The organism is Glycomyces harbinensis, from assembly GCF_900101745.1.
In the GTDB taxonomy this organism is placed as follows: Bacteria; Actinomycetota; Actinomycetes; order Mycobacteriales; family Micromonosporaceae; genus Glycomyces; species Glycomyces harbinensis.
On record NZ_FNAD01000004.1, the window covers coordinates 1 to 12994 of the forward strand.

12 protein-coding genes are annotated in these 12994 nt (G+C 71.7%); 6 read left to right on the top strand and 6 right to left on the bottom strand.

Going from position 1 to position 12994, the window contains the following annotated elements; translation table 11 throughout:
* Both BLQ63_RS08270 and BLQ63_RS08275 read right to left on the bottom strand, forming a co-directional pair.
* Positions 1 to 427, bottom strand: a 427-nt coding sequence (locus BLQ63_RS08270) for an ATP-binding cassette domain-containing protein (protein ID WP_143014810.1), incomplete at its 3' end; no start/stop codon positions are given.
* Positions 424 to 1521 carry a Gfo/Idh/MocA family protein gene (locus BLQ63_RS08275; RefSeq protein ID WP_091031659.1) on the bottom strand — a complete coding sequence of 366 codons (1098 nt, stop codon included), beginning with the start codon at positions 1519 to 1521 and terminating at the stop codon, positions 424 to 426. The genes BLQ63_RS08270 and BLQ63_RS08275, both read right to left, overlap by 4 nt.
* 107 nt (positions 1522 to 1628) lie before the next feature.
* Here BLQ63_RS08275 and BLQ63_RS08280 point away from each other — a divergent pair, with 107 nt between their 5' ends.
* Positions 1629 to 2834, top strand: coding sequence for an ROK family transcriptional regulator (locus tag BLQ63_RS08280; protein WP_091031662.1), 1206 nt, complete (start codon positions 1629 to 1631; stop codon positions 2832 to 2834).
* A gap of 14 nt (positions 2835 to 2848) precedes the next feature.
* Positions 2849 to 3778 carry an aldo/keto reductase gene (locus BLQ63_RS08285; RefSeq protein ID WP_091032667.1) on the top strand — a complete coding sequence of 310 codons (930 nt, stop codon included), beginning with the start codon at positions 2849 to 2851 and terminating at the stop codon, positions 3776 to 3778.
* A gap of 132 nt (positions 3779 to 3910) precedes the next feature.
* On the opposite strand, the gene BLQ63_RS08290 is transcribed toward BLQ63_RS08285, so the two are convergent.
* Positions 3911 to 7177 (bottom strand): DUF4132 domain-containing protein, encoded by a 3267-nt coding sequence (locus BLQ63_RS08290; RefSeq protein ID WP_091031665.1) that lies wholly within the window; start codon positions 7175 to 7177, stop codon positions 3911 to 3913.
* Positions 7178 to 7218: 41 nt separating this feature from the next.
* Between BLQ63_RS08290 and BLQ63_RS08295 the strand changes: the two genes are divergently transcribed.
* Complete coding sequence (locus BLQ63_RS08295; protein ID WP_091031669.1) at positions 7219 to 7956, top strand: SDR family oxidoreductase; 738 nt, start codon at positions 7219 to 7221, stop codon at positions 7954 to 7956.
* Between the two features lie 40 nt (positions 7957 to 7996).
* Here the strand turns inward: BLQ63_RS08295 and BLQ63_RS08300 are convergent, their stop codons facing one another.
* The gene (locus BLQ63_RS08300; RefSeq protein WP_143014811.1) at positions 7997 to 9196 is read right to left on the bottom strand and encodes a DUF418 domain-containing protein; all 1200 of its coding nucleotides are present in this window, start codon (positions 9194 to 9196) and stop codon (positions 7997 to 7999) included.
* 205 nt (positions 9197 to 9401) lie between these two features.
* Between BLQ63_RS08300 and nucS the strand changes: the two genes are divergently transcribed.
* Positions 9402 to 10067, top strand: coding sequence for an endonuclease NucS (nucS, locus tag BLQ63_RS08305; protein ID WP_091032670.1), 666 nt, complete (start codon positions 9402 to 9404; stop codon positions 10065 to 10067).
* Positions 10068 to 10117: 50 nt separating this feature from the next.
* Here the strand turns inward: nucS and BLQ63_RS08310 are convergent, their stop codons facing one another.
* Positions 10118 to 10495: a DUF4190 domain-containing protein gene (locus BLQ63_RS08310; protein ID WP_143014812.1), complete on the bottom strand. Its 378-nt coding sequence runs from the start codon at positions 10493 to 10495 to the stop codon at positions 10118 to 10120.
* A gap of 193 nt (positions 10496 to 10688) precedes the next feature.
* On the bottom strand, positions 10689 to 11120 hold the full coding sequence (locus tag BLQ63_RS08315; RefSeq protein WP_091031677.1) for a hypothetical protein: 432 nt from the start codon (positions 11118 to 11120) through the stop codon (positions 10689 to 10691).
* A 242-nt stretch (positions 11121 to 11362) separates the two neighbouring features.
* Between BLQ63_RS08315 and BLQ63_RS08320 the strand changes: the two genes are divergently transcribed.
* Together BLQ63_RS08320 and BLQ63_RS08325 are read left to right on the top strand one after the other, a co-directional pair.
* The gene (locus BLQ63_RS08320; protein ID WP_091031680.1) at positions 11363 to 12451 is read left to right on the top strand and encodes a mannose-1-phosphate guanylyltransferase; all 1089 of its coding nucleotides are present in this window, start codon (positions 11363 to 11365) and stop codon (positions 12449 to 12451) included.
* Positions 12452 to 12459: 8 nt separating this feature from the next.
* Positions 12460 to 12969, top strand: a complete 510-nt coding sequence (locus tag BLQ63_RS08325) for a hypothetical protein (RefSeq protein ID WP_143014813.1) — start codon at positions 12460 to 12462, stop codon at positions 12967 to 12969.
* Positions 12970 to 12994 lie beyond the last annotated feature (25 nt).

The following is a 12994-nucleotide window of genomic DNA, read 5'->3' on the forward strand; positions in this document are numbered from 1 at the left end:
AGCCGACCTTGGCGGTCGGGGACAGGTCCTCGACGCCGAGGTCGGCGAGGGTCTCGGCGGTCTGCGCGGTCATGGCCCGGCGGTCGATGAGGCCGCGGCGGCGCGGCTCGCGTCCGAGGTGGACGTTCTCGGCCACGGTGAGCTCGGGCAGGAGGTTGAACTCCTGGAAGACCGAGGCGACCCCGGCGTTCTGGGCCTGGAGCGGGTGGGTGAAGGAGACGGCGCGGCCGTTCAGCTCGACGGTGCCGGCGTCGGCGCTGTGGACGCCCGCGAGGATCTTCATCAAGGTGGACTTGCCGGCGCCGTTCTCCCCCACCAGGGCGTGGACCTCTCCCTGCTCAATGGTGAGGTCCACGTCGGACAGCACGGAGACGCCGAGGAACGACTTCCCGATGCCGCGCATGGACAGCAGTGGCGTCTCGGTCATCGCGGGACCTCCACCCAGGTGCGGCTGTGCGCCGACGCGGCGACGGCCTCGGCGATGCGGGCCGCGCGGAGGCCGTCGGCGAAGACCGGCAGGCCGTCGGGGGCCTCCCCCGCGATGGCGGCGCGGGTGTCGGCGACGAACCCGTTGAAGCAGTCCTGGTAGCCCTGGGCGTGGCCGCCGGGGAGCGTGACGTAGCGGGCGGCCTCGGGGGTCAGCGTCTCGGGGTCGCGCATGAGCTCGGCGTTCTGGGCCCGGCCGCCGACCCACAGCGTCTCGGATCGCTCCTGGTCGAAGGCCACCGAGGCCTCGGACCCGGAGATCTCCAGCAGGAGCCGGTTCTTGCGCCCGGCCGAGACCTGGCTGATGACGGTGGAGCCGATCATGCCGCCGCCCGTGGCGAACTGGAGCGTCACGATGTCCTCAGTGGATACTTCGCGGCCGGAGCGGCGGCGGTTCGCCGTCGACAGCTGCGCGGAGACGGCGGTGATGCGGTCGCCGGTGACGAACTCGAGGAGGTCGCACCAGTGGGAGCCGATGTCGCCGAAGGCCCGCAGCGCCCCGCCCTTGTCCGCGTCGACGCGCCAGTTGTCGTCGCCGGGGTGCAGCAGCCAGTCCTGGAGGTAGGAGCCGTGCGCGAGGGTGAGTCGGCCGAGCTTCCCGGCGGCGACGCGGGCGCGGGCCTCGCGGACCATCGGGTGGAAGCGGTAGACGAAGGGGACCGCGGCGACCACGCCCGCGTCGAGCGCGGCCTCGGTCATCGCGCGGGCGGCGTCGACGTCGGTCGCGAGGGGCTTCTCGCAGACGACGTGCTTCCCGGCGGCGATGGCGGCCAAGGCGATCGGGGCGTGCAGATGGTTGGGGACGCAGACGTGGACGACGTCGGCGGCCTCGATGACCGCCTCGACGTCCTCGTAGACCGCTTCGGCCCGCAGCGAGGCGGCGGCGGCGCGGGCCCGCTCGGGCGACGAGCCGACGATCCCCGCGACCGATCCTCCGGCGACGGCGATGGCGTGGGAGTGCACCCGCCCCATGAAGCCGGTGCCGATGATCGCGGCCCGATAGGTCGTCGACCGAGTGTCCGTGACGTAAGCCATATGACGACGGTATGACAGACTTATGTCGGAGCACAAGCAAAAGTTGTTCGTGTTATGAAACAGTTATGTCACCGAGTCAACAAAACTGATGTGCTTCACTAGTTGGCGTGACGGATGATCCTGAGGCGAGGCGCAAACCGGTCGCCGCGGCCGCGACCGGCGCCGGGACGCTGCTGCAACGGCTCCGCGACGGCGTGCCGCGCACCCGTTCCGAGCTCTCCGCGATCACCGGCCTCGCCCGCTCCACCGTCACCGCCCGCATCGACGCGCTCCTGGCCGCCGGGCTCATCGCCCCCAGCGGCGAGACCGCCTCCACCGGCGGGCGGCCCCCCGCCACGTTCGCGTTCAACCCGGCCGCGCGCATCGTCATCGGCGCCGACCTCGGCGCCACGCACGCGCGCCTGGCGGCCTGCGACCTCGCCGGGAACGTCCTCGCCGCCGTCAACGCCGACCTCGACATCGCCTTGGGCCCCAAGGCGGTCCTGGACTGGACCGTCGAGCACGGCCGAAAGCTCCTCGACGAGGTCGACCGGCCCCTCGCCGACCTCATCGGCATCGGCATCGGCCTGCCCGGGCCCGTCGAGCACTCCACCGGCCGGGCCGTCAACCCGCCGATCATGCCCGGCTGGGACGGCTTCGACGTCCCCGACTACGTGAGCGAGCGGCTCCCGGTGCCCGTCCTGGTGGACAACGACGTGAACATCATGGCCCTCGGCGAGCACTTCACCGCCTGGCCCGAATACGAGCACCTGCTCTTCATCAAGGCCGCCACCGGCATCGGCTGCGGCATCATCGCCTCCGGCCAGGTCTACAGGGGAGCGCAGGGCGCGGCCGGGGACATGGGGCACATCCAGGTCGCCGGCGCCGGCGACACCCACTGCCGCTGCGGCAACACCGGCTGCCTCGAAGCGGTCGCCTCCGGCGCGGCCATCGCCGCGAAGCTCACCGGCAGGGGCATCCCGGCGGGAGGCTCGCTCGACGTGGTCGAACTCGCCCGCTCGGGATCGGTCCCGGCGCTGCGCCTGGTCCGCCAGGCCGGCAGGGACATCGGCGAAGTCCTCGCCGGGGCCGTGAACTTCTTCAACCCGTCCATCATCGTCATCGGCGGCTCGCTCGCCCTCGCCGGCGACCACCTCATCGCGGGCGTGCGCGAAGTCATCTACCAGCGCTCGCTCCCGCTGGCGACCAGGCACCTGCGCATCGCCGCCGCCCGCACGGGCGAGAGCAGCGGCGCGATCGGCGCGGGCGTCATGGTCATCGAGCACGCCCTGGACCCCGCCCGACTCGACGCCGCTTCGGGCCCACTTCTCTGAACGAACGGATGATCATGCAGCGCAACACGCTCGGCAAGACCGGCATCGAAGTCAGCCCGCTGTGCATCGGCACCAGCCCGCTGGCGAACATGGGGAGCCTCTACGGCTACGAAGTCACCGACGCGAGGGCCGTGGCCACCATCCGGTCGGTCTTCGACAGCGGGATCAACTTCCTGGACACCTCGAACGGCTACGGCGAGGACGGCATCGCCGAGCGGCGCGTGGGCATGGCGATCCGCGAGAACGGCGGCCTGCCCGACGACTTCATCCTCCAGACCAAAGTGGACCCCGATCCGGAGACGCGCGACTACTCCGGGGCCCGCGTGCGCGCCTCGGTCGAGGAGAGCCTGGACCGCCTGGGCATCGAGCACCTGCCGATCCTCGCGCTGCACGACCCCGAGTTCATGGAGCAGGACGGCTTCGCGCCCGGCGGGGCCCTCGAAGCGCTCGTGGCGATCCGCGACGCCGGCATCGCCGACCACCTCGCCGTCGCCTCGGGCTCGGTCGAGGTCTCGCAGCGCTACCTGGACACCGGCGAGTTCGACGTGGTGCTCAACCACAACCGCTTCACGCTGCTCAACCGCGAGGCCCAGGGCCTGTTCGAGCGCGCCCGCGCCGCGGGCCTCGGCGTCCTCAACGCCGCGCCCTACGGCGGCGGGATGCTCGCCAAGGGCCCCGAGCAGCAGCCGAAGTACTGCTACGACGAGCGCGACGACGCCTTCGCAGACGCCGCGTTCGCCATGGCCGAGGCCTGCAAGCGGGCGGGCGTGCCGCTCATCGCGGCGGCCCTCCAGTTCTCGGTGCGCTCGCCGCTGGTCGACTCCACCGTGGTCGGCGTCTCGCGCCCCGAGCGCGTCGGGCAGACGCTCGACCTCCTCGAGGTCCAGATCCCCGAGTCGCTGTGGGAGGAACTGGAGACCCTGGTGCCCGACGCGCGGATCTGAGGCGCGGGGCGGTCGGCCTCCGCAGGACATTCGGCTTCCGCCGGGCACCACGCAAGCTCCTCGGGGCCTCGGGGTTGGGCCCCCGGTCTGCAATGGTGCCCGGCGGGTGCGACATTCCCGCCGGGCCTCGCCTCAGGCCGTGCGGGTGAGCCTCGCCACGACGTTGATCGACTCCGAGAGCACAACCGGGTCCACGCCGCCCTCGGGCAGCGCGATCGCGATCTCCAGGGTCTGGTCGCCGCCCGGGTCGTAGCCGGGGTAGACGCCGGGCGAAGGGTGCAGCGACAGGAACCCGCCGTCGGGGAACTCCAGGAAGACGTCGCCGTACGCGTTCGCGCCCGGCGGGCTCCCGTACTTCCAGCCGCGCTTGAGCAGGCCGACGATCGGCCCCGCGCCGACCGTGCCGTGCTCGAACCTGGTGAGGCGCCCGGTCGCGCGCTCCTCCTCGCTCAGCGTGTACACCGGGCGCGCGAGCTGGTCGAACGGCTGGAGGATCTCGTAGTCGGCCAGGACCGTGGCCCAGTCCTCCACTTCGGACCCCAGGGTGAGCGGGTGGGCGATGCGCACCGCCGCGTCCTCGGGCAGCTCGAACGGCTCGTCCTCGGCGTCCGCGAGCGTGCGGTCCTCGGCGAGGCGGAACGACTGCACGCCTTCGGCAGTCGCGGCCTGCCACACCAGGCGGCTGGAGAGGTGCCACACCAGCGGATGCTCCACGAGGTAGGTGCGGAACTCGGCGGCGGTCCACGTGCGGCCGGCGACCATGGCGGCTTCGAGGCGCTTGACCTGGTCGGCCGAGGTGGCCTTGAGGTCCTTGCGCAGCAGCGCGAACCGCTCGTACGAGGCCTGGGCGATCTCGGGGTCGTCCTTCGCGCTGGGCTTGGGCGCCGCGGCGCGGCGCTTGCCGTCCTCGTCGAGCACGTACGGCTTGAGGCTCTCGTCGAAGCGGATCGTGAACCGGCGCGGGCCGTACTCGAGGACCATGGCGTCCTCGGCGTCCAGGCCGAAGTCGGGCACGAGGCGGTCGGCGAGCTGGTCGAGGCTCAGTTCCAGCCGCTCGGCGATGACCTCGATCTGCTCGGTCGCGGTCTTCTTGAGCGCCTTGAACTTCGCCTTCTGCGAGAACCGGTGGACGGCGCGCAGGGACGCCTCGGTGCCGATCCAGCCGAGGATCTCCAAGCCCCGCACGGCCTTGCGGCTCTGGCTCTGGCCCGGCCACTCCTGCACGAGCGCGGTCAGGCGCCGCACCGTGTCGTCGTCGGCGAAGCGCCGCAGCTGGTCCATCGCCCAGGCGTCCTTCGAGGGCGCGCCCTCGGCGAGCCACAGCTCGAACAGGCCCCAGGAGAACGCGGTGAGCGACTCGGGTTCGCACTCGGCCGCAAGGAGGTCGGCGCCGGGGTAGAGGCGCTCGGCGTCGTCGAGCGCGAGCGCGGTCATGAAGGTGCGGACCGCGGCCTCGGGCAGCGCGGCCTCTCCGACCAGGATCTGCGGGAGCAGCGTCGGGTCGGCCCAGGCGCCCGGCTTGGGGACGCGCGCGACCCGGGGGTCGAGCGGGTCGGCGTCCAGCAGCCCGGCGACGGCCGCAGCGGCCTCGGGACCGTACGCGGCGGCCCGTTCCTCCACATCGGACCTGTTCTTGGAAGCGAGATGCCTGAGGGCGTCGGCGGCCGCGTGGCGGCGCTTGGCGTCCTTGCCGACCGCGTCGGGAATGAGCAGCGACGCGGCGTCGGCGGCGTGCCGGTCGAGCCAGGCCCTGCCGAGGGCGCGGTCCCCCTTCGACCGCGAGAGCCAGTCGGCGGCCATGCGGGCGGCGTCGAGATTCACGAACGGCATCATGACCGGCCGGAACGAGGGCTTCTTCCTGATGACCTCGAGCACTCCCGGAGCGACCTCCGGGCCGAACCGGGCCAGCAGCGAACGGGCCGTGCCGACCCGGCCCGTGGGGATCGTGCCGATCCACTTCGCCACCACCGGGCGGGCCACGTCCTCGTCGGCGCGGACCAGGTACTCGGGGAAGAGGTAATGGTCCGGGTCGGGCCCGTCCGGCATGAGGCGGTCCCACACGCCGGGTCTGGTCCAGTAATGGTCGCCGTCGGTGGGAACGACCCACTCCTCCTGCTCCCCCGGTGCCCAGCGGAGCTCGTCGGTCTTCGGCGGCTCGAGGCCCACCACGGGCTTCTGCTTGGCGGCCTTGGCGAACGGGAGCCACGGCGGCGTCGTGAACACCGCCGGGACCTCGGCGGCCTCGGGGTGGCGCCGGGCCGCGGCCAGGAGTGCGTCCAGGTGTTCGCGCTCGGCCGCGTCGAGCGCGTCGACCCGGTCCAGCAGGCCGTTCGCCCGGACGAACCCGGCCAGGCGGGCCTGCTCGGCGGCGGCGGCCGAGGCGGCGGCCGCTGCGACGGCGCGCAGGCCCCGCGTCGGGAACCGCTGCGCGGCTTCACGGGCGGCGGCGAACGCGGAAGGGACGGTCAACCGAGCGACGAGGTACGACAGGGCCTCGTCCGAGGGCAGGCGCCCGATCGCGTCGAAGACGGCCCGGCGGAGGTCCGCGTTCGGGTCGTGCTCAAGGGTGTTCACCAGGACCGGCAGGGCGTCGACGCCGAGGGCGTCCACCACCCGGGCGACGTCCTTGAGTTCGCCGCGGCCGCCCGGCAGCCGGATCGCACCGCTCTTGGCGAGGAGCGCCGGGTTCGAGACGACGGCCCAGATGTTCTCGCCATCCGTCGTGTTCCATTGGGTGGCGGCGGCGAGCTCGCAGGCATCCGCGGCCCACTCCTCCTGCTCGGGCATGAGGATCGCGCCGATGAAGCGCTTCGCTTCGGTGGTGCGCCGCGATGCGATCGCGTCGCGGGCCACGACGTACTCGGCCTCGGGCAGGCCCGCCAGCAGCGAACGCACCCGGGCGGCCCTCCCGATGAAGTCGTTGAAACGGAGCGCCGACGAGACCGTGATGTCGCTGATGCGCGAGAACGGGTCCCGGCCCGACCAGCCTTCGTTCCAGTAGACGGCGAGGCCCAGCATCTCCATGACGGCCTCGGCCGCGAAGGCGGGGCCGTGCGCGGTGACCCAGGCGTCCAAGCCGATGCGCACGAGCTCCGCGCTCGCCTCGGACCGCACGCGGGTCAGCAGTACAAGGGCGACGGCGGCACCGGTCGGATCGGCCTTCCCGGCGATCCCGTCGCGGATCACCGGCTCGTAGGCGGGATCGGCCAGCGCCTTGATGGGCGCCTCGATCGACTCGCGGGAGTCGCGAAAGAGCGCCGCGAGCCGCTGGGGGGCTTCAGGGTCGATGTCGACAGGACGCGGATTCCCGCGTGAGCGCCAGGCGAGGGTGTACGCCCGCCAGGCGTCGGGAAAGTCGACGCGGTCTTCGGCGATCGGTGAGGAGTCAGTTAGGTTCACGGGAAGAGCATAGGAACCGCCTACGACACCCGAGGAATCCCATGAGAACCGCACTGGTCACCGGCGCCTCCCGCGGCCTGGGGGCCGCCATCGCCAAGCGCCTCGCCGCCGACGGCCTCGCCGTGGCCGTGAACTACGCGTCCAGCAAGGCCGGCGCCGAGCAGGTCGTGGCCGAGATCCGCGAGGCGGGCGGCACCGCCGAGGCCTTCAGGGCCGACGTCACCGACGAGGAGGCCGTGCCGGAGCTGTTCGCGACCGTCCGCGGCGCGCTCGGCCCCGTGACCGTGGTCGTGGCGAACGCCACCGGCCCGCAGCCTACGATGCCCGCCGACGAGGTGACCTGGCGCGACCACCTCGACCAGCTGGAGTTCTTCGTCAAGAGCCCCACCCTGCTGGTCCAGGCCGCCCTGCCCGACATGCGCGCGGCGCGCGGGGGCCGGGTGATCCAGATCGGCTCGGACGTCTTCGAACGCTCGCTCGCCGGCATGTCGGCGTACACGGCCGCCAAAGGCGCGCAATGGGGCCTGACCCGCGTGTGGGCCCGCGAGTTCGGGCCGGACGGGATCACCGTGAACCTGGTCGCGCCCGGCTGGATCCCGGTGGAGCGCCACGGCGAGCTGACCGACGCGGACCTGGTGGGCTACCTGACCGACCTGCCGCTGGGGCGCATCGGCGTCCCCTCGGACGTCGCGGCCGCGGTCGCCTACCTCGCCTCGGAGGACGCCGCGTTCATCACCGGCCAGCGCCTCACCGTCAACGGCGGCCACAACATGGACTGACCGCGGCGGCGCCCGGACCGAAGTCCGGGCGCCGCGTTCACTACCGCTCGCGCCCGTAGGTGAGCCGGCGCAGCAGCACTTCGAACGGGCCGCGTTTGCCGGCCCTCGCCATGAGCACGGCCAGGACCACGGTCACCGCCCACGTGCCGACGGCCACGCCGTAGGCGCCCAGGTAGCCCAGGTCCTCGCCGAGGGCGAAGCCCCAGGGCGACAGCAGCGACGCCATGATGATCGACTGCGTCAGGTAGCTCGTCAGCGAGCGCTCGCCGACGGCGGCGAGCGCGCCCGGCAGGCCGCGTCGGCCGCGCGAGCGCCAGCGGTGGGCCAGCAGCGCGAAGCCGCAGATGTAGCCGAGGCCGGCGTACACGCCGCCGAGCAGCGTCACGCCGAGCGCGACCTGGTGGACCGGGCCGCTCGGGTGCCAGGCGCCGAGTGCGATGAGGGCGACCGGGAGTGCGCTGGCGAGGTTGACGGCCATGCCCGAGAGGAACACTCGGCGCAGGCGGGCGAGGTGGCGTTCGGCGTGGTCGAACCATCCGGCGCGCTGCATCATCATGCCGATGACGAGCATCGGGAGGTACATCGAGAGGACGATCGTCGCCGCCGCGTTGACCGATCCGCCGACGAAGCCGCCGATGATCTGCTCGAGGTAGGGCGCCATGTCCGGGGAGGGCGGGCCGCCGACCTGGGTCATGAAGAAGATCATGGCGGGGATCGTGACGAGGACGAAGAAGGCCGAGGAGGCCCACAGCCAGCGGCGCAGCGCCTTGTCGGAGAGGTGGACGAGGCCGAGCGCGACGAGGCCGGCGGCGCCGTACGCGGCGAGGATGTCGCCGAGGAACAGCAGCGTGGCGTGGAGCATCCCGAAGGCCAGCAGCCACAGCGACCGGCGGCGCAGGACCTTGCGCACGGCCTTGGCGCCGAGCCCGCGGTCGAACATGCGCGAGGCCATGACGGCGATGCCGAAGCCGTAGAGGATCGCGAACATGGGGCGCGAGCGCTCGGCCATGAACAGCTGCTCCAGGAACAGCGCGACGTGGTCGGCGGTGCCGGCGTCCGCGAGGTGACCGTAGGCGTCGACCGAGCGGCCGTACAGGTATCCGCCGACGTTGGCGACGGCGATGAACAGCAGCATCGCGCCGCGGGCGATGTCGGGCGCGAGCGAGCGCTCGGCGCGCGGCATGGGCGTTGGAGGACGGAGGCCGGGAGGGCCGGGTGCGTGCTGAGCCGCGGTGGTCACGACAGGCTCCTAAGTGGCTGAGGCGGGAGGTCGCCTCCAAGGCTATGAACGGCGTGGCCACAACGCATTGCGCTGCGCCCCCGTGCCGTTGCGAGGGCCCACGGGATTGCGCTCGAGCGCCCGATGAGCTATACCGGCCGGCCGCACCTCTCAGCGGCACGAGCACGCGGGGGCCCGGTGCCGGGGCGGCGGTAGGGTGCTCGGCATGCGTTTGTTGGTGGCACGGTGCCAGGTCGATTACACGGGGCGGCTCTCCGCCCATCTGCCCATGGCTACCCGCCTGCTCATATGGAAGGCGGACGGGAGCGTGCTGGTGCACGCCGACGGCGGGTCGTACAAGCCGTTGAACTGGATGACGCCGCCGTGCACGGTCGTCGAGGGTGCCACGGAGTGGACCGTCACCTCCAAGAAGTCCGGCGACCAGCTCAAGATCACCATCGAGGAGGTCTTCCACGACTCCAGCCATGAGCTGGGCGTGGACCCCGGGCTTCAGAAGGACGGGGTCGAGGCGCACCTCCAGGAGCTGCTCGCGGCCGACCCCGCGCCTCTGGGCAAGGGCTGGAGCCTCGTGCGCCGCGAGTACCCGACGGCGATCGGCCCGGTGGACCTGATGTGCCGCAACGCCGACGGCAAGAACGTCGCCGTGGAGATCAAGCGCCAGGGCGGCATCGACGGCGTCGAGCAGCTGACCCGGTACCTGGAGCTACTCAACCGCGACCCGCTGCTCGCGCCGGTCGACGGCGTCTTCGCGGCCCAGACCATCAAGCCGCAGGCCCGCGTCCTGGCCGAGGACCGCGGCATCCGCTGCGTCGTCCTCGACTACGACGACCTGCGCGGCGCGGTGGACGAGAGCCAGCCGAGGCTGTTCTAGCGCAACGAGAAAGGGCCGCGGCATCCGCCGCGGCCCTTTTTCTCACTGCGTCACATGTTCTCGATGTCGGCGCATTCCTGGGTGCCGTAGATCGCCGAGTCGGGGTCGGCGCACTGGTCCTCGACGATGCCGAGGAGGACGAAGTAGACGGCGATCGAGGCGACGATCGTCAGGACGCCGAGGATCACGCCGGTGATCCCCATGCCCTTGCCCTTGCCGCCGCGGCTGCCGGCCTTGACGGCCGCGATGATGCCGAAGACGATGGCGAGCAGGCCGAGCGGGATCCCGGTGAAGAGGTTGATCCCGGGGATCCAGGAGAAGATGATGAGGCCGATGAGGCCGAGCACGAGGGCGGTGACGGCGAAGCCGTTGCCCTGCTTGACGGGCACGGGTTCGGGGGCGGGAGCCGGTGCGGGCGGGTAGGACACGGAGTACTCCAATGTTCGATTTCGGTCCGGGCAGAACTGCGGCGAGTGTATGCCATCGCCGCCGCCGCTGTCAGGCCCTCACGGATCATGGCATCCCGGACGGGGCCGCCGGACCTGGACGGCAGCGCCGGAACCGTTCTGCCGCAACGAAGAAGGGCCGCGGCATCGCCGCGGCCCCAGGTGTTCGATACGGCTATCCGCCGTAGACGTCGTCCTCGGCGTCGTCCCAGATCTGCTGGCACTCTTCCTCGGTCATGAGTCCGTCCGCGGCACACTCCTCGACGGTGTCCTGCATGATCTGGTCGCCCTCTTCTTCGAAGAAGTTGACGATCCAGACGTTCACGGCGATCGCGACGATCACCGCGAGCAGACCCGTGATCAGGCCGGTTCCACCCGTGCCCTTGCCCTTGCCGCCGCGGCTGCCGGCCTTGGCCAGCGCGACGATGCCGAAGATGATCGCGAGAACGGCGAGCGGGATCGCGGTGAAGAGGTTGATCCCGGGGATCCAGGAGAAGACAATGAGGCCGACGAGACCGAGCACGAGTGCGGTCACGCCGAAGCCGTTGCCCTGCTTGACAGGGGCGGCGGGGTAGGGGGCGGGCGCCGGGGCGGGCGGGTAGGCCACGAAGAGACTCCTATGGGTTGCGATGAACAAAGGGAACGGGCGGAACAGCGGTGAGTCTAGGACAGCGGCTCCAGACCGATCCGACGTGAGTCCCCCGCGGACTCCCGTCGGCAACCGGTGTCTCCCGGTGCGGACCCGCCGGAATTGGTGCATTCTTCACGCGGCGGCAACGGCCGCGTCACGCCGCCCGCCCGGCCCAAGGGGTGAACGAGCACGTGGGAGCGGCGTGCAAGACTATTGGCATGCTTCACGCGGTGGTCCCCGCAGGCGGTTCCGGAACCCGGCTCTGGCCCCTGTCTCGCGCGCAACGACCCAAGTTCCTGCTGCCGTTGACCGGCACGGACTCGTCGCTGCTGCAATCGACCGTGGAACGGGTCCGGCTCCTGTCCGACCCCGACCGCGTGTACGTCGTCACCGGTGCGGCCCATGCCGTCGACGTGGCCCGCCAGCTTCCCGAGGTCCCCGGCGACAACATCCTCGTCGAGCCCTCGCCGAGGGACTCCGCGGCCGCGATCAGCCTGGCCGCGGCCGTCATCGCCGAGCGCGAACCGGACGCCGTCATGGGCTCCTTCGCCGCCGACCACCTGGTGCGGGACGGCGAGGCCTTCGCCAAGACCGTCGAGCGCGCCATGGAACTGGCCGAGACCGGCCTGCTCATGACCATCGGCATCAACCCGACCGGCCCCGACACCGGCCTGGGCTACCTGCGCCTCGGTGCGCCGGTCGGCCCCGGGTACCAGCTGGAGGCCTTCGTCGAGAAGCCCGACCAGGTCTCGGCCGTCGAGTACGTCTCGGCCGGGAACTACCTGTGGAACGCCGGCATGTTCGTCTGGCGCGTCGACGTCTTCCTCGCCGAGCTGGCCCGCCACCGCCCCGCCCTCCACGACGCCGTCCGCACCCTCGCCGCCGCCTGGGACTCCACCGGCCGCGAGGCCCTGTTCTCGCAGCTGTGGCCGACGCTGGAGAAGATCTCGATCGACTACGCCGTCATGGAGCCGGCCGCCGCCGCGGGCAAGGTCGGCGTGGTCCCCGGCGACTTCGACTGGCACGACGTGGGCGACTACGACACCCTCGGCCAGGTCCTCAAGGCCGCCGACAAGGTCGGCAACGTCGTGGTCGAGCCGCACGGCTCGGGCGAGGCGCTGCTGACCGAGTCGAAGCGCAACGTGGTCGTCCCCGCCGGAGGCCGCCTCGTGGCCGCCATCGGCGTCGACGACATGATCATCGTCGACACCCCCGACGCGCTCCTGGTCTGCCCCAGGGACCGCGCCCAGGAGGTCAAGGCCCTGGTCGAGGAACTGAAGCAGGCGAAGCGAACCGATCTGGTGTAATGGCGCCCATGCAGCTCGCCTCGCGCCACCGCACCACCGTCGCCGTCGTCCTGCTGGCCGGCGCCGCGGTGTTCATCGCCGTCGCCCTCTCCCAGTGGCTCTTCGGGGTCGGCCTCGACCCGCGCGACGACACGCTCCGGCGCGCCGCCGGGATCGGCTTCACCGACACCGCGCGCGACACCCTCTTCTCCGTCGTCCCCGTCGTCCTGCCGGCGCTGGCGGCGTTCCTGGCCCCCGACACGCGACCCGGACGGGTGATCGGCCGCCTTACCCGTCTCCTCTACGTCGCCTACCTCGTTATCGGAGTGCTGCTGGCGTTGTCGGCGGCTCGGTACGGATTCGACGATGCCAGGCAGCTGGCTGAGGAAGGACAGGTCTTCATCGACACCCGCGCGGCGGTGGAACGACTGCTGCTCGACGCGGTGTGGCTGACATTGGCCGGCATCGGCCTGGTCTTCGCCCGTTGGCAAAGGACTCGCGAGCGATCCTCCACTCCAGAGGGCCACGACGAAGACTAGACAGTCCTGTCAAGACCAGTCCCCC

Bases quoted from the DNA above. Each gene is read 5' to 3' on its own strand.
- BLQ63_RS08325 (WP_143014813.1), top strand. From the start codon at position 12,460: ATGCAGCTCGCCTCGCGCCACCGCACCACCGTCGCCGTCGTCCTGCTG.
- BLQ63_RS08295 (WP_091031669.1), top strand. From the start codon at position 7,219: ATGAGAACCGCACTGGTCACCGGCGCCTCCCGCGGCCTGGGGGCCGCC.
- BLQ63_RS08285 (WP_091032667.1), top strand. From the start codon at position 2,849: ATGCAGCGCAACACGCTCGGCAAGACCGGCATCGAAGTCAGCCCGCTG.
- BLQ63_RS08320 (WP_091031680.1), top strand. From the start codon at position 11,363: ATGCTTCACGCGGTGGTCCCCGCAGGCGGTTCCGGAACCCGGCTCTGG.
- BLQ63_RS08275 (WP_091031659.1), bottom strand. From the start codon at position 1,521: ATGGCTTACGTCACGGACACTCGGTCGACGACCTATCGGGCCGCGATC.
- nucS (WP_091032670.1), top strand. From the start codon at position 9,402: ATGCGTTTGTTGGTGGCACGGTGCCAGGTCGATTACACGGGGCGGCTC.